Below are 21,891 nucleotides of genomic sequence, written 5' to 3' on the forward strand. Positions count from 1 at the left end.
CTTTCAATAATCTTTCATCTTTAATCTTGCTTCTTTCATCTCTCTCTCTTCAGCACCATACAAGATCTCCAGTAAAAAATTACTCTTTCAACAAACGATTCAGCTGAAATTGTTCATCGGGGTTCAAATTAGGCAAAATTCTATTAAATGAAGCACGCATTTCTGAATTTTTCAATAAAGTTCTGATAGAATCTCTTCCAAACTTAGAAAACTGCCACATATGATGTGTGGTTGCGTTTACAAGATTTACAAGAACCTGATCGTTAATGATTTTAAAAGCAATCAATTTTTCTAAAGCATTCTGACGTGTTGTTGCTTCATATTTGGTCGTCGAAAAACCAATCAATTCAGTAATGAGTTCTTCTGGATTTGAACTATAATCTGGAGTTGATAATGCCAAAGAAAGCCATAAAGTCCGTAAATTATAATCGTTAAAACCAATCCAGTTTTTAGATTTATCTAGATATTCTTTTCTACGATCAGGAAAGTTTTTCCATAAATAAAACAAAGCAATCTCTTGTGTTTGATACGATTTGTCATCTAGCAAAGTTTCATATTCTGTTCTAAAATCTTCTGGTATTTTGGACAAAGTTCCTGCAAGAGTCTGACGTACTTGAATATTATTCTGATGCATTGCTTTCAATAACAATTCCTTTTTGCTTTCATAGATTTCATTTTGCAATTGGGCTATAATAGCTTCTTTTACTGAATAATAAACATCTGAATCTAGAGTTTTTGTTAGAAAATCAATTTTGTCTGCTAAAGGTGTTTTCTTTAATTTATCGACTTCTAACCGGACTTGAATTGCTTTGTTTTTACTCAACAAAGCGTTGGCAGTTGGCGTATCAAAAGTCGTTGATTCAAGCCAAGTTTTCTGAAACTGAACCAAATCAAAGTCAGTTACTTTTTTGACTTCATCAAAGAAATTCTGCGTATTTACATTCTTAAAAGCGTATTTATTGAGATAATTTTTCACCGCTCTTTTAAACGCTTTATCGCCAATGGTTTCGTGTAATACAAAAAGCGTCCATGCGCCTTTTTCATAGAACGTCAGCGAACTTGCTTTGGCATCTAAAACCGGAACATGATCTGTTCTAGAAGCAAATTTAATCTGCTGCGCGGTATCGTAAAGTTTGGCATAAAAATAATCGTCACCAAAAATATTGCGTTCCGCAAGTAACGCATAATATGTAGCAAACCCTTCTTGAAGCCAATGATGAGTGCTGCTTTCGGCAGTTATCAAATCTCCAAACCAATGATGCGCCAATTCATGAGCGTCAACATTTGCATAATTTCGGTCAGCAAAACCAATATCGTCAACCACGTAACGTGTTGCAAAAAGTGTTGCAGTGGTATTTTCCATTCCGGCGTACAAAAAGTCACGAACTGGAATATTTCTAAATATTTTCCATGGATATTTAACTCCAATTTCCTTTTCCAGAAAATCAAAAATGCGTTTTGAATAGCGATAAGTTGGTTCAAAACGAGCAGAATCTTTGTTTTCTACATAATACTCAAGCGGGATTTTCGATTTAGAACGAAAATCTTTTCTATCGTATTTACCAATAGAAAGAACCAACAAATAAGAGCTCATTGGTTTTTCCATTTCATACTGCCAATGAATCTGATTAATTTTTTCGGTTTTACTTTTCAAAATACCGTTCGAAACAACTTGATACTCTTTATCGTAAGTTATCCCTAAATTGAAAATAACTTTTTCATTTACATCATCAAAACTGGGGAACCAATTACTGGTATATCTTCCCTGCCCTTGTGTCCAGATTTGTACATCATTGTTTTCAATATCAACAAAATACAAAGCTTGTTTTGGTTTTACATTATATTTAAATGTTAAGTGTTTAAGGCCTTTTTGAAAATTATTTATGATTTGTAATTCTTTAGTGGTATTCAAAAAAATTACATCTTGTCCATCAATCTGAACATTGGTAAACTCCATGTTTTTCCCATCTATTTTGATAGTGTCGATTGGCTGAAGCACTTCGAAAGTATAATCGACTTCACCAGAAATTATTTTTGGAGTGCTGTATATCGTTAGTTGCCCTGAAACGGATTTAAAATCAACATATTTGGTTTGTTGTGCAAAAACGAAGGACGTTATAAAAAGGAAAATATATTTCATTGAAAAGTTGAATTTATAGAATCTTTCTCCCAAGATATTGGATTATTTTTAATATAATCATAAATTGTTTCAAATGTTTTATAATTTCGAACAATATGATCATGATAATTTGCCTGCCAAATGGAATCAATATCATTTATTTGTTTGGTCGTTAGTGATTTAAAAACGGCAATAAAGGATGAAATAGAATTTGGTTTTCTGGACAATTTTGGTTCTGATTGGTTTTGTAGAGACGCACTGCAGTGCGTGTCACCTTTATTTGTCGTCAAAGAAATATGAGAGTCATTATTTTGTGTCGTAGAAATACTATGGGTAGACGCACTGCTGTGCGTCTCTACGTTAGAAACTTCATTATTTTTAATTTCAATTAACAAATGAATGTGATTTGGCATGATAACCCAATTGTGAAAAAACCAATTTTTACGAATAGTTATTGATTTCAAGAGCTCTTTTTCTATAATTTTTCCATTATGATTTAAAATCATTTTATCACCTTCAATATTCCCAAATATGCATTTCCTGCCTTTAGTGACTATTGTAATAAAATAAATTGCTTCACTTGAATAATCCCAATTTTTCAATCTATTTGAAATTGTTCTGAACTTGTCTTTAAATAATGTCATCTCTTTGGCTTGTAAAATTCCAAAGTTACAAAGGTTTCAGTAACAAATAGAATGAAATTTGTAAGTTTACATTATTAAAATATCAAATTGTGCCAGCACCTATAAAAGCCCTTTTTAACTGGAGCAGCGGAAAAGATTCTGCTCTTTCTTTATATAAAATACTGCAGAATCCTGCCTATAAAATTGAATATCTGCTGACAAGTGTCAACCAGCAATATCAGCGAATTTCGATGCATGGTGTTCGTACCGAATTACTGAAAGCACAAGCCGAAAGTATTGGCATACCTCTCAAAATCATGGAAATTCCGGAAATGCCAACTATGGAAGTTTACGAAGAAGTTATGACCAAAACACTAACAGATTTCAAAAATAACGGAATCACGCATTCGGTTTTTGGTGATATATTTCTAGAAGATTTAAGAAAATACCGTGAGAACCAACTAGCGAAAATTGGTTTTGAAGGTGTTTTTCCAATCTGGAAAATTCCGTCACATGATTTGATTAATGAATTTATTTCATTGGGATTTAAAACTATTGTGGTTTGTGTAAACGAACGTTATTTGGATAAAAGTTTTGTGGGACGTGTAATCGATCAGGATTTTATAAATGATCTTCCTGAAAATGTAGATGTTTGCGGAGAAAACGGAGAATTTCACACTTTTACTTTCGATGGACCTATTTTCTCTAAACCTATTGATTTTGAAATAGGCGAAATTGTATATCGAAAATATGAAAAACCAAAAAACCAAAATCCCTCAAATACAGCTTGTGACACTGATTCTTCCGACGCTTTTGACTATGGCTTTTGGTATTGTGATTTAATTAAAACCAGCTGATTATGTCTTTAAAAGAAAATATTGAAGTAAAAAAAGTAGTGCAGTTTCTTGAAGAAATAAAAATAAATATTATTGAAAAAGAACTCGGTAATACATTTTTGCCTGGTCTTGAACTTGGTCCAAACTGTATTTATATTGATTACGAAAAATTACTTTATCCCGGAGATATACTACACGAAGCTGGACATCTTGCGGTAACTACTTCTGCTGAAAGAAAGTTAGTGGGAACGACAGAAATACCTTCAGAATGGCCTACTCAAGGTGATGAAATTGCAGCGATTTTATGGTCGTATGGTGCTTTACATTATTTAGAACTTCCTTTAGAATTTGTATTTCATCCAAATGGTTATAGAGATCAATCGCAGTGGTTTATTTCCAATTTTAGTTCGGGAACTTATATGGGATTGCCGCTGTTGGAATGGATGGGATTATGCCTTGGAAAAGAAAAAGCCGAAAAAGAACAAAAATCTCCTTTTCCAGCTATGCAAAAATGGCTTCGTGATTAATTATTCCGAATACATTTTAAGTAAGTTTGTCACTGTATTCCAATTTCTAATCGTAGCAGTAACATTCAGTTTTTTCTCGATGTATTTTTGATCGAAACGGGTTTTGCCTGCCCCAACTGCATATTTTATAAAAATCCTATTTTCATCAATACTTGCCTCATCTGGTTTAAACTGACTGATTTTTAAATCGTTTATATTTTCTTTTTTCAAAGTCGTTGAAACAAAAGCCACATAAAGCTTTTTAGTGTCACAATCTTTTTCTTTCAAATAAGGATTGTTAGCAAAACACGATTCTAAATTTTCTTTGGTAATCATGACAACAGGAACTTCATGCCCAAAAACTTTAAAGATTTCCTGTTTAATCATAAAACCCACTTTTGAAGGCTCTTCTTCGCTATCTACAAATACATTTCCCGATTGCAGATAGGTACGAACATTTTGAAAGCCGAGATTTTCCAGCATGGTTTTTAAAGCTTCCATTTTCATCATATTATGTCCGGAAACATTAATTCCTCTCAAAAGCGCTAAATGTGTTGTCATTTTATTCAATTTTATTCATCATCTTCTTCACCAATTTCAATCCCGAATTTGGTTAGAAAATCGTTTAATTTCTTTTTGTACTTTTCTTTTGCTTGGTCTACAATTGCGTCAGCTTCTTCATTTGTTTCTATCGGATCTAGATTAAATTCTTTTTTAACCCATTCATGAAATGCTTCTTTATTTTCATTTTCAGAATAATATTCGTCGTCTTTATAGAAATACGCGTAATCAAAATCAACAGAAATTTCAGTATCTAAAGTCAAGAGATGAATTAATTTACGGATGTTCTCAGCTACGACATGAATTCCGCCTTCGTCACCAAAAACGACTATCGGACAATTATTTAAATCATCGTCGACAAGCCAATACGCGTATGAACTTCCTGAACCATTTGCACCTGCAAATTCAATAAAACTGTTATAGAATTCTTCTTCCTCAGACCAGGTTTTTATTCCCGTTTTATCATTTGTTACCAGAAGTCCAAAACATTCTGAATAAGTTTCAGATCCGTATTCTTGCTGAAATTTATATAATTTAACCAAATCATCAGGCAATTTATAACTTCCAAACTGAGGTGTGAATTCTTCTAAAGAGAAACTACTGTCATACTCTGTGTACTCTCTTTCGTCTTCATCATCTTCCTCTTCTTCAACTTCAGCTGTAAGTATTTCAAACGTTTTTAATGCTGCACGTTTTACACACAACATTTCAATTCCAGGAGCTGTTTCGTTGTTTGCCCACTGGTATTTTGGATTTCCATCTTCGTAAAGATATTCTAATACCAATGTGATTTCTTCTGTATCATGACACCATAAAGCACGCATTCTGATGTCAAATCCATTGGAAATTTCTTCAGAAATCTGACTGTATTTCATTCCTTCATAATCAAAAGGAATAAACGAATAAATGGTTGTTCCAATATTTCTTATGATTTTACCTTCTTCTTTTAATTCTTCGGTTTCAGATAAAGCATTGACCATATTAATAAACTGATTACGGAAATCAGCGTATGTATACTGATCTTTTTTATCGTAATTCAGGATCGAAAGCCCTTCTTTAAAAACTTTATGGTAATTGTTACCTAATATTCCATCTTCATAACTTGAGTAATCAATAAAAGCATCATCAACAATATCAGATAATTTATGAGTTGAAGGAAAGTAATTTTCGATTGTCAAAAGACCCTCTGGTCCTTCAACATTACTACAGATCATAATATCGGGTCTGCCAACGTTTATAATTGCTTCAACATCAGTAAAACGTTCAAAATGCATCAGCATATCATCACTGTGGATTAACCAAGCTTTTACATCGCCTTTTACGAAAAGTTCGCCATGATTGTATTCTCCCATAAGAACATCACACTGCACACCACCGCCTAGATAATGAATACTTCCGAACAAAGCAATATTTACTGCTGTGGTTTTTCCAAAAACAATTAAAGCAGGTGAATTATCGGTATCGTAAGAACTGATTAGTTTGGCAACATTCAGGTCTCCTTTAAATATAAATCCTAGAATAAAAACATCTGGATGTTCATCTGTACTAAAATCCATTTCAAATGAATCCATTTCTACATCGTCCTCTGCCAGCAAGAATATTGGATTTTCTTCATAATCAGGAAAACGCCAGGTATCTTCAAAAACATTGTAAATTTTCTGATTATTGAAATTGGTTAGATCTCCAATAATAGTATGCGCTTCATGTCGGTTAATGACTTTAAATGTGACACCTGCAAAAATCATGGTTTCAAAAGGAACTTTTTCTTCTTTCATTTTTCTTGGGCTTATATCTTAATGGTCAACAAATCTAACAATTATCTTTATTTATTAAAATAATACTGACGGAAAAATAAAAAACCCTGCCAGCTTTTGACAGAGTTTTTATGCATTTATAAATCAACAAATATCTTGAATAGACTACTTTACTTTTTTATATTCTAATGAAGGACCATCGCAGTTTTGCCATGTACTATTTAGTGTTCCTGCTTCATTTACCACTAATTCTTCACTTTGGTTTCCTTTACAACTTCCCACGATTTCACTTGGATTGGTATAGGTTAGTTGCAAATGCGGTCTGTTTTGAATAGTTACTACCGAAAAAGTTCCTGATGCTGTAATAGTAGTTTCGTTTTGGACTTTAGTTTTAATAAAAGTGTTGTCTTTTTTAAAATCATAGGTTTCCTTCCACTGCGGCTGTCCAATACTGTAAACCGCCAGAATAAATCCGTTGCCAGCCATTCTACTTAATTCCCATTTTCCATAATAACTGGTGTTTTTGGAATCTCCATCATCATTTGAACAAGATAAAAAGCTTGTTATAAACAGTGTTATTACGCCAATAAGAGTAATTTTTTTCATTTTATTAGGTTTTATGGTTTGTACATTAAATAGATATTATTATTTGTAAAAGGTTGCGTATCTGTACACTAAAATTTTTAAGCAGAAAGTCACTTTTAAATTTCCCAATTAAAATCTATCTTCGCTTTTAGAAAATTCCAAAGAATAAAATCAAAAAATAATTCCAAATCCCAATTGGATCAATCTGAAATTAAAACCTAAAATTCCTCAATGTCTAACAATCTTCTTGAAACTCCTATTGAATATCTGAAAGGTGTTGGTCCAAGCCGTGGCCAGCTGCTTCGCAAGGAACTGGGAATTCATAAATACGGAGATCTGGTTAACTTTTATCCCAACCGATATATCGACCGTACAAGATATTATAAGATTAATGAATTACAGAATACAGGAACTGAAGTACAGATTATTGGAAAAATAATCAACATTAAAACTGTTGAATTTGCCAAAAACAAAAAACGTCTCGTTGCAACTTTTGTAGATGAAACCGGACAGATCGAACTCAACTGGTTTCAAGGTCACAAATGGATTCGTGAAAGTTTAAAACTGAACGAACAGCTGGTAATTTTTGGAAAATGTTCTTTGTATGGAAGTTCATTCAGCATGGCACATCCAGAAATTGAATTACTAAGCGAACACGAAAGGAGTCTTCGCTCTGCCATGCAGCCGGTTTATCCTTCTACAGAAACACTAACGAATCGTGGTATTTCGAATAGGACAATCAATAAAATGATGGAACAATTGTTTCTTGAAACCCAAGCGTTATTTACCGAAACTTTCCCAGCCTATTTAATAGAAGAATTAAAACTGATTTCCAAAAGAGCCGCATTATTTAATATTCATTTCCCAAAGAGTGCCGATGCTTTGGCGAAAGCTCAATTTCGATTAAAATTTGAAGAATTGTTTTTCATCCAGCTTCAGTTAATCACTAAAAACTTAATTAGAAAACATAAAATAAAAGGACATCCGTTTACAAAAGTCGGGGAACTTTTTAATGATTTTTATCAAAACCACCTGCCGTTTGATTTAACAAATGCTCAAAAAAGAGTAATTAAAGAAATCCGTACGGATATGGGAAGCAACGCCCAAATGAATCGATTACTTCAAGGTGATGTAGGTTCTGGAAAAACTATCGTTGGGTTTATGAGTATGCTTTTGGCGATTGACAACGGTTTTCAGGCGTGTTTAATGGCTCCAACCGAAATTTTGGCCAACCAGCATTTTCTTGGTTTATCTGAATTTGCGAATTTATTAAACATCAACATCCGAATTTTAACGGGATCAACTAAAACTTCCGAACGAAAAATTATTCACGAAGAGCTTGAAAACGGGAGTTTAAAAATATTAATTGGAACGCACGCATTACTTGAAGATAAAGTGAAATTCAATAATTTAGGTCTTGCTATCATTGACGAGCAGCATCGTTTTGGTGTAGAACAAAGATCTAAATTGTGGAAGAAAAACGATATTCCGCCGCACGTTTTAGTCATGACGGCAACGCCAATTCCGAGAACTTTGGCGATGAGTTTGTATGGTGATTTGGATATTTCTGTGATTGATGAATTACCACCGGGAAGAAAACCTATCGAAACGGCACACCGTTACGACACAAATCGTTTGAAAGTCTGGAAATTCCTTCGCGATGAAATTGCAAAAGGAAGGCAGATTTATATTGTGTATCCGTTAATTCAGGAATCCGAAAAAATGGATTATAAGGATTTAATGGATGGTTACGAAAGTATTTCCAGAGATTTTCCTCTGCCTCAATATTCGATTTCCATTTTGCATGGAAAAATGAAGCCTGCTGATAAAGATGCTGAGATGAAACGTTTCTCTGAAGGAAAAACCAATATTATGGTGGCTACAACCGTTATTGAGGTAGGTGTTAACGTGCCAAATGCCAGCGTGATGATTATTGAAAGTGCTGAGCGTTTTGGTTTATCGCAGCTGCATCAGCTTCGCGGACGTGTTGGCCGAGGTGCTGAACAGAGTTATTGTATTTTAATGACAAGCCATAAATTAAGTACTGACAGCAAAACCAGAATGGAAACTATGGTGCGTACCAACGATGGTTTCGAAATTGCCGAAGTCGATCTAAAACTCCGCGGACCAGGAGATTTGATGGGAACACAGCAAAGTGGTGTACTAAACCTTCAAATTGCCGATATCGTAAAAGACAGAGAAATTCTTTCTTACGCTCGCAACTATGCCATGAAAATTTTAAAAGAAGATCCGCCTCTTCAAAAACCAGAACACGCCATTCTAAAAACAGTCTTCATTGAATTGACTAAGAAAAAGAATATTTGGAATTATATTTCGTAGTTATTTTTTTGGGAACAAAGAAGCAAAGGTTCAGAGTGACAAAGGTTTAAAGTATAACTGCGAAAGATTTTAAACCTTTGTCCCTTTGAACCTCTATATCTGTGTACCTTATAAAAAAATACACTTCACTGTATCTGACTTATTCTTTACTATAAGTTTAAATATTCAGGTGATTAAGATTTGTTGGGGGCAAAAATGAATTTTGAATATTTTTGTCGATACAATGAAGCATATCTTGAAGTTCAGTTATTTTTTAGACGGTGATTTTTTGTCGAATAAACTACTGAACAAACCTTTACTTACTTTGTTTTTATCGTCTTTACCAGTTGTGATTAAATGATCGATATATTCCATGTAAGTTTTCTTGCGCTCTTCTAAAAATCCAACCAGATATTCTTCCGAAGCACTTATTCCACTTGCTTCTTCAATCTGCAAAAGCTTTTTATACAACGGTTCGATAAACTTTGTGATGATAGGTTCAGGAACTGATTTTCGAGTGCAAAAGAAACCTACAATATCACCATCAGTATCGGCAATGATTTTAAAATCGGTGACAATCCAATAATAACGGCCTGTTTTTGCCATATTTTTAATGATGACATGTATATTTTCACTTGATTTTATGCTGTCCCATAAGAATTTAAAAATTACTTTGGGCATATCTGGATGTCTGATAATATTATGAGGCTGACCTATTAATTCAAATTCATCATATCCTGAAACATCTATAAAGTCTTCATTAGCATACAAAATAGTCCCATTTTTATCTGTTTTGCTAAGTAAGACTTTGTTTTTATTCCAATCAACTTCTCGATCAGAAGGCGTTGGACGGGAAAATCTGGCATCCATATTTTTCTACATTAATGTTAGTATGAGGATTAACTGCGTGTAAATGATTTTTTTTTGGAAGTTGGTTTTCTACTTAATCAGGGTCTGCTGTTAGTAGATTTTATATGAATATCATTTACCAGATCGTCAATTTTTTTAGCACTTTCACGCATCATATCCAGATAGGTATGCAGTTTATCATTATCTGTATGTCCTCTTGTAACATCAATTAGTTTTAAAACCGAATTAACTGGAAGTTTTAAATCCAATGTCGTTTTGTGGATATAATCATTATACTCTTTTGTAGCCGACATGGAGCTGAATTTGGCCGATGCCAGTTTCATGTTTTCCAATTCGTATTCATCTGAGATTTTAGAAATATGATTCTGACTGTGTTCTTTAAAATAATATGCCCAATACCCGTTCATAAAAAATACGACTGCTGCCAGCACAGTATGAATAATCAAAGTTTCGAGATCAAAATTTACCTGAGAAAAATAAACCTGAAGTCCGTTAGCATCATTATAAATGAAGTTTTGAAGATATGCCAAACCTGCATGGTGCAATACAACCAAGAACGTCAGCGGAATTTGAAGTTTCCAATTTTGATAAATAATTAGGATGGTGCTGGCTATAAAAACCGTAAAATGCATCTCAAATAATCCGTGCATTTGATAAATATACTGAGCCATAAAAATCGCCAGTACTACAGACAAAACATATTGATAAAATTTAGAATTTTTAATAAAGAATTTAGCCGAATAATAGGCTAAAAGATTGAGCGTTCCTACTCCTACTCCAATTTCAAACGTATCGTATTTAAACGACAATCCGATTCCGAGGAGAAAATAAACAATTAAAACATAATTAATAATCGTGTCTGATTTTTGCGTCATAGTCGACATAAAATTGTGTAGGTAGTCTTGCTCATTTAAGCTGGCTTTTGTTTTCATGGGGTTTTTAATTTAAGTTAGTGATAGATTTATTTAGTGCATTTGGGCAGCGAACATCCATAAGCTCTAAGAGCTAAAGCATTAAAAGTGGGCGATTTTTGTTTGTTCAAAAGCAACTCTACGGCCTGCTGGGCATAGTTACTTTCTGGATTCGTACAATATCTTGTTTTATTGTAATTTCCTCGATAATATAAATTGTGCAAAGGATCAAGAATAACAGCCTGCGGAGTCGAGATAACACCGCATTTCTTTGCAATACCTTCATCAAAATAAACCGGAATTTCTGCTCCAAATTTTCCTTGGATTTCCTTAATCGTAAAAATTCTATTCTTATTCAGAACTACAATTTTAAAATTGACTTGGTCTCCGTATTTTTTTATAAGTTCACTAACATGAGGTACATTGAAACGTGAGCATGGACAATCAGGATTGAAGAAGTGAAAAAAAACTGGTTTTGCATCAAAAGGACAACACTGAGATAAATCAACAGTTCTTCCTAAAGCGATCTTGTGATAGTTTTCAGGAATTGGTGTTGGCAGACTATATTTAAACTCATTCTGCCAGAAAAGATATCCAATTGCGGTAAGTAATAATGAAAACCATAAGATAAGCAGTATTTTTTTCTTCATAAAGTTATTTTTAGTAATTAAAAAAGAAATTATAAACACTTGTTAATAAATTTATCAGCTAAATTCCTTAAAACTTCAAAAAAACACCACCAATTTCAATATTTTAACATCAAAATGAATAAAAACAATCGTTTTTCATGAAAAAAACTTCATTTTGTTTAACATATCAATGTTACAAATAAAATCGTTTAAATGCAAAAAAAATCAGACAAAAAAAACTTTATTTTTATTCTTCATAAAAAAGTTGAGAAAAATATCTTTTTAATTTTCAACTGTAAAAAGAAAATAACAGCATAATTATCAAGTACATAGATTTCATTAACATAAAAAGAGTTAAAGCAAAATAAAAATATCAAGTATATTAATTAAACCTTTGATCAAAAACAGTGTCTAAGTGCAAAATTTTTAATGCAATACCTATAAAAACCGATTTGAAATTATGATTACGCAAGTGTTAAATAAAAGCTAACACCTCGCGATTTCACTTCAAAAAGTTAAATTTGTCAGTTGCAAAAAACATACACCCAAAACACCTATTTCACCAAAACTTTATGAAACTAAAACACCTAATCTACGCCTTAATAATCATAGTCTTAGGAGGATTTATCACTTACAGGATAATTTCGAATAAGAGTAAAAATGAGGACTCTAAAAAATTTGGCGACAAAGACAAACCAATATCGGTAACGGGACTTGTCGTAAAAACCTCTACCTTCGATAATAATTTGTCGTTATCAGGTTCTATTGAAGCCAATGAACAAGTCGAAATCCACAGCGAAGTTTCGGGAATTGTAGAAGGAATTTATTTTAATGAAGGTACTTACGTTAATAAAGGACAGGTACTTTTTAAAGTAAATGATATCGAATTAAAAGCGCAGTTAAGACAAGCTGTAACCAAAGAAGGTTTAGCAGCAGAAAACGAAAGAAGAGCTAAACTTTTACTTCAAAAAGAAGCTATCAGCCAGGAGGAAGCAGATGTAGCAAGAGCAGATCACGCTTCGGCGCAGGCACAAAGCCAGTTAATCAGAGCACAAATTGCAAAAACATCTGTAAAAGCTCCTTTCTCAGGAAAAATTGGTTTACGTTCTATTTCACCTGGAACATACATCACTCCAACCGTTTTAGTCGCAAAACTGGTCAATACTGGAAAACTAAAAATCACTTTTTCTATTCCAGAAAAATATGCCTCACAAGTAAAAAACGGATCAACAATCGATTTTAACGTTTCTGGTTCAGATAAAACTTATACCGCAAAAATATACGCTATCGAGCCCGAAGTTGCCGTTGCCACTCGTACACTGCAGATTCGCGCTATTGCTGACAATACCGACGGAAAACTTTTCCCTGGAACATTTGCTGATATTAAATTACCATTGAACATTATTAAAGATGCCATTGTAGTTCCATCTCAAGCAATTGTACCCGTACAAAGCGGTAAAAAAGTCTATATCGCCAATAATGGTCAAGCCAAAGAAGTAATGGTTGATGCCACCACACGAACAGATGCTTCTATTTTGATTTTATCAGGGTTAAAAGCCGGAGATACTTTAATTACAAGCGGTGTAATGTCTTTAAAAAACGAAGCACCAATCAAAGTTAAAGTACAAGCGCAAAAATAATTTATGATTTCAGATTTTAGGTTCTGGATTTCAGCATACACGAAATCTAAAACCAAAATCAACAATCTAAAATCCAAAATCTCAAATGAGTTTATCAACTACCAGTATTAGAAGGCCTGTTTTAACCATAGTACTGAACTTATTAATTATATTGTTCGGTTTTATTGGTTACACATTTTTAGGGGTGCGCGAATTCCCGTCGATCGATCCGGCGCAGGTTTCCATTCGTACCAACTATACAGGAGCCAACGCCGATATTATCGAATCACAAATTACGGAACCTCTTGAAAAAGCAGTAAATGCCATTGACGGAATCCGAAACATCACTTCTTCCAGTAATCAAGGAAGCAGTAATATTACCATCGAGTTTAACCTTGACAAAGATTTAGAAGAAGCCGCGAACGACGTTCGTGATAAAGTATCACAAGCCATCAGAAGTTTACCGCAGGATATTGATGCTCCGCCGGTAGTTTCAAAAGCCGATGCCGATAGTGATGCTATCATTTCGATGACCGTTCAGAGTGATACACGAAATTCTTTAGAATTAAGTGATTATGCTGAAAATGTCATTTCACAACGATTAGAAACCATTCCGGGAGTCAGCGGTGTCCAAATCTGGGGACAAAAACGCTACGCTATGCGTTTATGGATTGATCCTGCAAAATTAACCGCTTATGGCTGTACAGTTGCCGACGTTCGTAATGCATTAAATGCGCAAAACGTAGAACTTCCGTCAGGAAAATTAACAGGAAACAATACCGAATTGACCGTAAAAACGGTTGGTAACCTTTCTAAACCAGAAGAATTCAACAATATTATTGTTCGTACCGACGGAGACAAAATTGTACGTTTAAGTGATGTTGGCGGTGCCGAATTAGGACCCGAAAATTTAGAAACCAAACTAAGCCAATCAGGACTTCCTCTAATTGGTTTAGCAATTGTACCCATGCCGGGAGCCAATTATTTAGATATTTCAAAAGAATTCTATAAAAAATACGAAGCGCTTAAAAAAGACCTTCCAAAAGATATCAAATTAAACATTGCACTTGACAATACTATTTTCGTAAAGAAATCAGTACTTGAAGTGGCCGAGACTTTAGGAATTTCGATCATTCTGGTAATCATTATTATTTATTTATTCTTTAGAGACTGGGCAATTGCGTTCAGACCTTTAATTGATATTCCCGTTTCGTTAATTGCCACTTTCTTCATTATGTGGCTTTTCGGATTCTCAATCAACGTATTAACCTTATTAGCTATCGTTTTGGCTACAGGTTTAGTAGTAGATGATGGTATTGTTGTAACCGAAAATATTTTCAAGAAAGTTGAAGAAGGAATGTCACCAATTGAAGCAGCAATCAAAGGTTCTAATGAAATTTTCTATGCTGTAATTTCCATTTCGGTAACATTAGCCGCGGTGTTTTTACCTGTAATTTTCTTAGAAGGTTTCGTTGGCCGACTCTTTAGGGAATTTGGAGTTGTAATTGGTGCAGCCGTATTAATTTCTGCCTTCGTATCGCTGACATTAACGCCAATGCTGAATGCTTATTTAATGAAAGGCGGCGAACAGAAAAAATCTAAATTCTATATTAAAACCGAGCCATTTTTTGAAAAAATGAACAGCAGTTATGCTGAAGCCTTAAACAAATTCATGGGCAGAAAATGGATTAGTTTTCCTATTTTAATAGCGTGTTTTGGATTGATTTATTTGTTCTTTACCATTCTTCCAAAAGAAACGGCTCCTTACGATGACAGAAGTTCTGTAACCATGCGTATGACGACTCCAGAAGGATCTTCATACGAATACACAGACCGTTTCATGCAGGAAATCTCTCAATTGATTGATGATTCTATTCCAGAGAAAAAAGTGAGTTTAGTAATTACTTCACCTGGATTTAGTTCAAATTCGGTTAACAGCGGATTAGTAAGGCTTACATTAAAAGACGTCGACGAAAGAGAAAAATCACAAAAAGATATTGCAGACGAATTAACAAAATGGACCAAAAAATATCCAAATGCTAAAACTTCTGTCACACAACAACCTACAATTGCAGTTAACAGACGTGGAGGTTTACCAATTCAGTACATTATTCAGGCGCCGAATTTTGAAAAATTAAAAGAAAAAATTCCTGTTTTCATGGATGAAGTGAGCAAAAGCGATGTTTTCTCGACTACAGATGTAAATTTGAAATTCAACAAACCTGAAATCAACGTAAGTATCGACCGTGAAAAAGCAGAAAGTTTAGGAATTTCAATTATCGATATTGCGCAGACTTTACAGCTTTCTTTAAGCGGACAACGTTTTGGATATTTCATCAAAAACGGTAAACAATATCAAGTAATTGGGCAATTTGACCAAAAAGACAGATCTAAACCATTGGATTTGACTTCGATGTTTGTAAAAAACAAAAACGGTCAATTAATCCAAATGGACAACGTGGTAAATATTGACGAACAGAGTAATCCGCCGCAATTGTATCATAATAACCGTTATATGTCGGCTACAGTTGCTGCTGGACTAGCGCCTGGAAAAAGTATCAGCGATGGAATTCAGGAAATGGATAGAATTAAATCCAAAGTTTTAAACGAAAGTTTTACAACTGATTTAGCTGGAGAATCACGAGATTTCGTAGAAAGCAGTTCCAATACTTCTTTCGCCTTTGGATTGGCTTTATTATTAATCTTCTTGATTCTTGCGGCGCAATTTGAAAGTTTCATCGATCCGTTTATCATCATTTTAACGGTTCCAATGGCAGTTGCCGGAGCATTATTTTCATTATGGTTATTCAATCAAACGTGGAATATTTTCAGCCAGATTGGTACTGTAATGCTTATTGGACTGGTAACTAAAAACGGTATTTTGATCGTTGAATTTGCGAATCAATTACGCGAGCAAGGAAAATCAAAAATGGATGCCATTCTCGAAGCTTCAGAAGCACGTTTACGTCCCATTTTAATGACCAGTTTAGGAATTGCATTAGGAGCACTTCCAATTGCAATGTCACTTGGAGCCGCTTCTACCAGTAGAATTGGTATGGGAGTTGTCATTGTGGGAGGAACTATTTTCTCTTTAGCATTAACTCTTTTTGTTATTCCAGCGATTTATTTCATGTGGTCTAAAGCCAGAAAACATTATCCTGAATTTGACCGTATAGACGAATACGAAAAAGAAAGTTTAAAATAAGAAGTCGAAAAAATCACGAATTTTACTTTTTGAAATTCGTGATTTTTCGGCAAAAGAAAATAAATATGAACATTAAGAATTTATACAGCACTTTAATAATCATAATCTTCTGCGTGGTTCAAACGAATGCACAGGAAGTTTTGACTATTGAAGAGGCTATGAAAATCGCATTGGAGAACAATTTTGAAATCAAAATTGCCAAGAATAACTCGGTTATAAATGAGACGAATGTTACTGTGGGAAATGCAGGAATGCTGCCTACAGCAACTGCTTCTGTAACTGACAATAACAGTATTACCAATTCATCACAAACACGTCAGGACGGAACCACCACTTCTTTAAACAATGCTAAAAACAACAGTTTAACCTATGGTGTAAGTTTAGGATGGACGGTTTTTGACGGAATGAGAATGTTTGCGAGATTAGACCAGCTGAAAGAACTTCAAAAATTAGGAGACGCACAGCTAAAACAAACCATTCTGGCAAAAATCGGACAGGTAAATACCGCTTATTATGATTTGGTACAGCAACAGCAGCAATTGGCCGCTTTAGATACAACTATTGTAATTTCTAAACAACGATTAGAATTAGCACAAAATCGTTTTACCATTGGTAAAGCTTCCAAGTTAGAAGTTTTGAATGCGCAAGTAGACTTAAACTCAGATCAGGTCGCTTTGTTGCGACAAAAAGAATCGTATGCTAATGCTAAAATTCTTTTGAACCAATATTTAGCGCGTGATCCAAAAATTGATTTTAAAGTTACGGATGAAGTTAAAGTTGATGACAAACTCGCGTTGGCTGATTTAACAGAATTAGCCCAAAAACAAAATCCGGCTTTAGAAGCACAAATTATCAATAAACGAATTGCCGAGTTACAACTAAAACAAGTAAAAGCAGATCGTTATCCAACTTTACGATTAACAACTGGATATAATTTCGCTGAAAGTCAATCGAGTTTAGGATTTACCAGCCAGACATCTTCACGAGGTCTAAATTACGGTTTTAATGCTTCTATGAATATTTTTGATGGTTTTAATCAGCATCGAAATGAAAAAGTGGCGAAACTTCAAATTGAGAATTCTAAAATTGCGATCGAACAGCAAAATACGGTTTTAAACACGCAATTAAATACAGCGTATCAAACCTATTTAACCAATTTGGAATTAATAGATTTAGAAGAAAATAACGAAGCAATTGCGAAGCAAAACCTTGAAATTACTTTGGACAAATTCAGAATTGGAACCATTACTACAATCGATTTTAGAACAGCACAATTGAATTATGTAAACGCTAAAGTTCGTTACAGCAATGCACAATATGAAGCAAAATTATCTGAAATTGCTTTAAAAGAATTAGCAGGAACAATTAATTTTTAAATAAATTTGTTTCAAACAAATTTTAGATGATTTCATATAACACCAAAGACTGGTTTACTTTTATATTCCATTTTCATAAATCAGATACAGTTCGAAAACTGCTTCCGATAATGCTTGCAATAGGCATTTATGCCGCAGTAGTAGGGTATCTTGAAATTCATCATTTCAAAGTCACAAAAAATGATTACATCCACAACATTCCCATCATGCACGGAATGTTGGGATTTGTAATTTCCTTATTACTCGTTTTCAGAACCAATACAGCTTATGACCGCTGGTGGGAAGGCCGCAAACTTTGGGGCGGTTTGGTAAACAACAGCCGTAATCTTGCCATAAAACTTTCGGCTATTTTAAAGGATGAAAACGACAGAAAGTTTTTCCGAAAATTTATTCCGATGTATGCTGATGTGCTTCACAAACATTTAAAAGATGAAGAAACCAGCAAACAACTTTTTGAAGATGTTGATTTAGAAATAGATCTGCACAAACACAAACCTAATCAGGTAAAAAGAATCATGTATCACAAGATCACTGATTTGTACGATGCAGGAAAAATTACCGGAGAACAACTTATTATTTTAAACGAAGAGTTTCAGGAATTCACCAATATCTGCGGAGCCTGCGAACGTATAAAAAACACGCCTATTCCCTACTCTTACAGTGCTTTCATTAAGAAATTCATTTTCTTCTATATCATGACACTGCCTTTTGGATATTCTGTTAGTTTAGGATATTTTGTAGCGCCTGTTGTGGTTTTTATTTTTTACGTTTTAGCCAGTTTAGAGTTGATTGCCGAAGAAATCGAAGATCCGTTTGGCGATGATGAAAATGATCTTCCAACCAAAAAGATTTCCGAAAATATCAAAAAACATATTGAAGAGCTAATTTAATTAAACGTTAAATTCAAATTTGCTAAACATATTTTTATTAAATTTAGAAACACTTCCTAAAATTTAATAACGATGCAGAATCAACGTGTTTTAATTAATCCCCCTCATTTATCAAATGAAAAATCATTAAAAACACTTGTTGAAAACAGAAGTGTATATACTTTGAATAACTGCGAATTAAATCTTTTTGAAACGTATGAATCTTCTAGTCTTGTTCCTTTAAAATTCAATGATTTTGTGGTAACAAGTATGCTTCGCGGCAAAAAAATAATGCACATGTTCGACGAGCCAGGTTTTGATTACTTACCTGGAGAAACAGTTGTTGTTCCCTCGAATGTTGAAATGAAAATTGATTTTCCAGAAGCTTCCAAAAAGAATCCCACACAATGCCTTGCTCTCGCAATTGATAACAGCAAAATCAATGAAACTTTAAATTTTCTAAACGAACGTTATCCAAAAGAAGGAAGTGACACCTACTGGCAGTTAAACTATCAGAATTATTTCTTTTACAATAATGTAGATCTTGCTGCAACAATCAATAAACTCATCAAAGAATGCATGGGCACTTCGATAACCAAAGATGCTCTTGCCGATTTGACTTTACAGGAATTGTTAATTAGAATTATTCAGACACAGACCGTGAAATCAATTGATGAAGGTGCTGTTATTCAATCCAATAATCCTATTTTTGAAGTCACAGAATTCATCAAATTAAATCTCAAGGAAAATATAAGTCTGAAAATATTAAGCGATAAAGCTTGTATGAGTACGGCTTCATTCTATCGTTTTTTCAAACGTGAATTAGGCATGAGCCCAATTGAATATGTTTTAAACGAAAAAATAAAACACGCCAAAAAACTCCTTAAAAACCCAGGAATCCAGATTAATGAGGTTTGTTATTTATCTGGTTTTGAAGATGCCAATTACTTCATACGATTATTCAAAAAACATGAAGGAATAACACCCAAGCAGTATCAGATGCTTTTTTTTGAGGTTCAAAGCAACAAAGGTCCATAGGAACAAAGTTTAAAACCTTTGCAACTTTATCTCTCTGAACCTTTGTACTTTCATTCAAACACTTTCACCGGTTCTAAATTCTTTTCTTCTTCCTCAGTAAAAATTCGATATTCGATTTGGAAAGTCTTTTTTAGAGGCGTTTCAAGAGAAAAACCACCTACGCCGAATGCATCAATTACTTTTAATGTAAAATGAGCGTGTTTCCAATATTCGAATAAATCTTTGTCCACCCAAAATTCAGTGTCTTCGATACTTCCAATACAAACATCACCCATTCTTTGGTAATAACCGCCTTTTTCAAAACATTGTGGCTGCGTTCCTTCGCAGCATCCTCCCGCCTGATAAAACATTAAATCGCCATGTTTTTCTTTAAGGATTTTTATTAATTCTATTGCTTCATCTGTTGCATCTAATCTCTTTACCATGACATTTTTGATTAAATTAAAAAAAAGGTAAGTCTGGAAACTTACCTTTTAAAACCAATATAATAACTACTTAAAAGAAACCTAATTTCTTTTTATCATAAGAAATCAGCATGTTTTTAGTCTGGCGATATTGACTCAGCATCATTTTATGATTTTCACGTCCAATACCAGATTGTTTGTAACCTCCAAACGGTGCACCTGCAGGATACGAATGATATTGATTTATCCAGACTCTACCTGATTGAATCGCTCTTGGAACTTGATAAATCTCATGTGCATCGCGCGTCCAAACTCCCGCCCCTAATCCGTACATTGTATCGTTTGCTATTTCGATGGCTTCTTCAGTTGTTTTAAAAGTTGTTACTGCTAAAACAGGCCCGAAGATTTCTTCTTGAAAAATTCGCATTTTGTTATGCCCTTTAAACAAAGTCGGTTTAATGTAGTAACCACCTTCCAGATCACCACCTAAATGATTCACATCGCCTCCAGTTAATAATTCAGCTCCTTCTTCTTTACCTAATTTGATATAAGACATAATTTTTTCTTTTTGAACCAAAGAAGTCTGAGCTCCAATCATAGTGTTTTTATCCAAAGGATTTCCGGCAACAATAGCTTCGGTTCTTTCAATAACTTTAGCAATAAATTTGTCGTAAATAGCTTCGTGAACCAGTAATCTAGATGGACACGTGCAGATTTCTCCTTGGTTTAATGCAAATAAAACCGCCCCCTCAATGGCTTTATCAAAGAAATCATCGTCATGATCTGCTACCGATGGAAAGAAAATATTAGGTGACTTTCCTCCTAGTTCTAATGTTACCGGAATAATATTTTCTGTTGCATACTGCATTACCAAACGTCCCGTTGTAGTTGAACCTGTAAAAGCGGCTTTTGCTACTTTTTTATTAGTTACCAGCGGACGGCCTAATTCGGCACCAAAACCATTTACAATATTTAAAACTCCATTAGGAAGAATATCTCCAATCAATTCCATTAAAACCATAATCGAAATCGGTGTGCTTTCAGCTGGTTTCAATACAATTGTATTTCCTGCTGCCAGTGCTGGAGCAATTTTCCAAACGGCCATCAGAATTGGAAAATTCCATGGAATAATCTGTGCCACTACCCCAATTGGTTCACTTAAGGCAATTGAAACTGTCTGCGAATCAAGTTCGGAAATCGAACTTTCTTCAGCACGAATTACACCAGCAAAATATCTAAAATGGTCAATGGCCAGCGGAATATCAGCCGCAAGTGTTTCGCGGATTGGTTTTCCGTTATCGATTGTTTCAACTGTAGCAATATATTCTAAATTGTCTTCGATCTTTTGAGCAATCTTATTCAATAAAATACTTCTTTCTGTCGCAGATGTTTTTCCCCATGTCTTAAAAGCTTCATGAGCAGCGTCAACTGCTTTCTCTAGATCTTCTTTTCCGGAATGTGCCGCTTTTGTAAACACTTTTCCATCAATTGGAGAAATAACATCAAAATATTCTCCTGTTATTGGTGCTGTAAACTTTCCATTAATATAATTGTCATATTGTGCCTTAAATTCAGGTCTTTTTGCGGTTGTGCTCATAATTAGTAAATTTTGATTTAACCCAAAATTAGATTCATAATTTGAAAGAGAATAGCACTTTTCATTCATC

General features: G+C 34.0%; 18 protein-coding genes. 8 read left to right on the plus strand and 10 right to left on the minus strand.

The genetic code is table 11. The features are described from left to right. Positions 1 to 79 precede the first annotated feature (79 nt). A complete protein-coding gene (locus tag J0383_RS23370; RefSeq protein ID WP_207296357.1) occupies positions 80 to 2,140 on the minus strand; it encodes a M1 family metallopeptidase in 2,061 nt (686 codons plus the stop codon). Further along, positions 2,137 to 2,763, minus strand: a complete 627-nt coding sequence (locus tag J0383_RS23375; protein ID WP_207296358.1) for a transposase — start codon at positions 2,761 to 2,763, stop codon at positions 2,137 to 2,139. Before J0383_RS23375 ends, J0383_RS23370 begins: the two co-directional genes overlap by 4 nt. A gap of 89 nt (positions 2,764 to 2,852) precedes the next feature. Here J0383_RS23375 and J0383_RS23380 point away from each other — a divergent pair, with 89 nt between their 5' ends. After that, positions 2,853 to 3,599: a Dph6-related ATP pyrophosphatase gene (locus J0383_RS23380; protein WP_207296359.1), complete on the plus strand. Its 747-nt coding sequence runs from the start codon at positions 2,853 to 2,855 to the stop codon at positions 3,597 to 3,599. 2 nt (positions 3,600 to 3,601) lie between these two features. Continuing rightward, positions 3,602 to 4,105 (plus strand): hypothetical protein, encoded by a 504-nt coding sequence (locus J0383_RS23385; protein ID WP_207296360.1) that lies wholly within the window; start codon positions 3,602 to 3,604, stop codon positions 4,103 to 4,105. Here the strand turns inward: J0383_RS23385 and J0383_RS23390 are convergent, their stop codons facing one another. From J0383_RS23390 to J0383_RS23400, 3 genes are all read right to left on the minus strand, one after another. Further along, positions 4,106 to 4,645, minus strand: coding sequence for a DUF1697 domain-containing protein (locus J0383_RS23390; protein WP_207296361.1), 540 nt, complete (start codon positions 4,643 to 4,645; stop codon positions 4,106 to 4,108). An 11-nt stretch (positions 4,646 to 4,656) separates the two neighbouring features. Then, positions 4,657 to 6,420, minus strand: a complete 1,764-nt coding sequence (locus tag J0383_RS23395; RefSeq protein ID WP_207296362.1) for a hypothetical protein — start codon at positions 6,418 to 6,420, stop codon at positions 4,657 to 4,659. Between the two features lie 144 nt (positions 6,421 to 6,564). Next, positions 6,565 to 7,005 carry a hypothetical protein gene (locus tag J0383_RS23400; RefSeq protein WP_207296363.1) on the minus strand — a complete coding sequence of 147 codons (441 nt, stop codon included), beginning with the start codon at positions 7,003 to 7,005 and terminating at the stop codon, positions 6,565 to 6,567. Positions 7,006 to 7,215: 210 nt separating this feature from the next. On the opposite strand from J0383_RS23400, the gene recG reads away from it, so the two are divergent. Continuing rightward, entirely contained in the window at positions 7,216 to 9,324 is a 2,109-nt protein-coding gene (gene recG, locus J0383_RS23405) for an ATP-dependent DNA helicase RecG (protein WP_207296364.1), read from the plus strand. A gap of 246 nt (positions 9,325 to 9,570) precedes the next feature. Here the strand turns inward: recG and J0383_RS23410 are convergent, their stop codons facing one another. The 3 genes from J0383_RS23410 to J0383_RS23420 form a co-directional block, all read right to left on the minus strand. Further along, on the minus strand, positions 9,571 to 10,173 hold the full coding sequence (locus J0383_RS23410) for a PAS domain-containing protein (RefSeq protein ID WP_207296365.1): 603 nt from the start codon (positions 10,171 to 10,173) through the stop codon (positions 9,571 to 9,573). 77 nt (positions 10,174 to 10,250) lie between these two features. Further along, positions 10,251 to 11,105 carry a hypothetical protein gene (locus J0383_RS23415; RefSeq protein WP_207296366.1) on the minus strand — a complete coding sequence of 285 codons (855 nt, stop codon included), beginning with the start codon at positions 11,103 to 11,105 and terminating at the stop codon, positions 10,251 to 10,253. Between the two features lie 29 nt (positions 11,106 to 11,134). Continuing rightward, a complete protein-coding gene (locus J0383_RS23420) occupies positions 11,135 to 11,734 on the minus strand; it encodes a peroxiredoxin family protein (protein ID WP_207296367.1) in 600 nt (199 codons plus the stop codon). 551 nt (positions 11,735 to 12,285) lie between these two features. On the opposite strand from J0383_RS23420, the gene J0383_RS23425 reads away from it, so the two are divergent. The 5 genes from J0383_RS23425 (at position 12,286) to J0383_RS23445 (ending at position 19,820) form a co-directional block, all read left to right on the plus strand. Further along, the gene (locus tag J0383_RS23425) at positions 12,286 to 13,353 is read left to right on the plus strand and encodes an efflux RND transporter periplasmic adaptor subunit (protein WP_207296368.1); all 1,068 of its coding nucleotides are present in this window, start codon (positions 12,286 to 12,288) and stop codon (positions 13,351 to 13,353) included. An 85-nt stretch (positions 13,354 to 13,438) separates the two neighbouring features. Further along, the gene (locus J0383_RS23430; RefSeq protein WP_207296369.1) at positions 13,439 to 16,537 is read left to right on the plus strand and encodes an efflux RND transporter permease subunit; all 3,099 of its coding nucleotides are present in this window, start codon (positions 13,439 to 13,441) and stop codon (positions 16,535 to 16,537) included. Positions 16,538 to 16,602: 65 nt separating this feature from the next. After that, entirely contained in the window at positions 16,603 to 17,913 is a 1,311-nt protein-coding gene (locus J0383_RS23435; protein ID WP_207296370.1) for a TolC family protein, read from the plus strand. A gap of 26 nt (positions 17,914 to 17,939) precedes the next feature. After that, positions 17,940 to 18,803 carry a bestrophin family protein gene (locus J0383_RS23440; RefSeq protein WP_207296371.1) on the plus strand — a complete coding sequence of 288 codons (864 nt, stop codon included), beginning with the start codon at positions 17,940 to 17,942 and terminating at the stop codon, positions 18,801 to 18,803. A 72-nt stretch (positions 18,804 to 18,875) separates the two neighbouring features. Continuing rightward, entirely contained in the window at positions 18,876 to 19,820 is a 945-nt protein-coding gene (locus J0383_RS23445) for an AraC family transcriptional regulator (RefSeq protein WP_207296372.1), read from the plus strand. Positions 19,821 to 19,870: 50 nt separating this feature from the next. On the opposite strand, the gene J0383_RS23450 is transcribed toward J0383_RS23445, so the two are convergent. Then, on the minus strand, positions 19,871 to 20,245 hold the full coding sequence (locus tag J0383_RS23450) for a DUF779 domain-containing protein (protein ID WP_207296373.1): 375 nt from the start codon (positions 20,243 to 20,245) through the stop codon (positions 19,871 to 19,873). Positions 20,246 to 20,315: 70 nt separating this feature from the next. Then, positions 20,316 to 21,821, minus strand: coding sequence for an aldehyde dehydrogenase family protein (locus tag J0383_RS23455; protein WP_207296374.1), 1,506 nt, complete (start codon positions 21,819 to 21,821; stop codon positions 20,316 to 20,318). Between the last annotated feature and the right edge of the window lie 70 nt (positions 21,822 to 21,891).

It is taken from the genome of Flavobacterium endoglycinae, from assembly GCF_017352115.1.
GTDB lineage: Bacteria > Bacteroidota > Bacteroidia > Flavobacteriales > Flavobacteriaceae > Flavobacterium > Flavobacterium endoglycinae.

What these genes read in the sequence shown, in the direction of transcription:
- J0383_RS23425 (WP_207296368.1), top strand. Translation starts at nt 12,286, where the DNA reads ATGAAACTAAAACACCTAATCTACGCCTTAATAATCATAGTCTTAGGA.
- J0383_RS23430 (WP_207296369.1), top strand. Translation starts at nt 13,439, where the DNA reads ATGAGTTTATCAACTACCAGTATTAGAAGGCCTGTTTTAACCATAGTA.
- J0383_RS23410 (WP_207296365.1), bottom strand. Translation starts at nt 10,173, where the DNA reads ATGGATGCCAGATTTTCCCGTCCAACGCCTTCTGATCGAGAAGTTGAT.
- J0383_RS23435 (WP_207296370.1), top strand. Translation starts at nt 16,603, where the DNA reads ATGAACATTAAGAATTTATACAGCACTTTAATAATCATAATCTTCTGC.
- J0383_RS23375 (WP_207296358.1), bottom strand. Translation starts at nt 2,763, where the DNA reads ATGACATTATTTAAAGACAAGTTCAGAACAATTTCAAATAGATTGAAA.
- J0383_RS23400 (WP_207296363.1), bottom strand. Translation starts at nt 7,005, where the DNA reads ATGAAAAAAATTACTCTTATTGGCGTAATAACACTGTTTATAACAAGC.
- J0383_RS23390 (WP_207296361.1), bottom strand. Translation starts at nt 4,645, where the DNA reads ATGACAACACATTTAGCGCTTTTGAGAGGAATTAATGTTTCCGGACAT.
- J0383_RS23440 (WP_207296371.1), top strand. Translation starts at nt 17,940, where the DNA reads ATGATTTCATATAACACCAAAGACTGGTTTACTTTTATATTCCATTTT.
- J0383_RS23370 (WP_207296357.1), bottom strand. Translation starts at nt 2,140, where the DNA reads ATGAAATATATTTTCCTTTTTATAACGTCCTTCGTTTTTGCACAACAA.
- J0383_RS23455 (WP_207296374.1), bottom strand. Translation starts at nt 21,821, where the DNA reads ATGAGCACAACCGCAAAAAGACCTGAATTTAAGGCACAATATGACAAT.
- J0383_RS23415 (WP_207296366.1), bottom strand. Translation starts at nt 11,105, where the DNA reads ATGAAAACAAAAGCCAGCTTAAATGAGCAAGACTACCTACACAATTTT.
- J0383_RS23385 (WP_207296360.1), top strand. Translation starts at nt 3,602, where the DNA reads ATGTCTTTAAAAGAAAATATTGAAGTAAAAAAAGTAGTGCAGTTTCTT.
- J0383_RS23450 (WP_207296373.1), bottom strand. Translation starts at nt 20,245, where the DNA reads ATGGTAAAGAGATTAGATGCAACAGATGAAGCAATAGAATTAATAAAA.
- J0383_RS23445 (WP_207296372.1), top strand. Translation starts at nt 18,876, where the DNA reads ATGCAGAATCAACGTGTTTTAATTAATCCCCCTCATTTATCAAATGAA.
- J0383_RS23395 (WP_207296362.1), bottom strand. Translation starts at nt 6,420, where the DNA reads ATGAAAGAAGAAAAAGTTCCTTTTGAAACCATGATTTTTGCAGGTGTC.
- J0383_RS23420 (WP_207296367.1), bottom strand. Translation starts at nt 11,734, where the DNA reads ATGAAGAAAAAAATACTGCTTATCTTATGGTTTTCATTATTACTTACC.
- recG (WP_207296364.1), top strand. Translation starts at nt 7,216, where the DNA reads ATGTCTAACAATCTTCTTGAAACTCCTATTGAATATCTGAAAGGTGTT.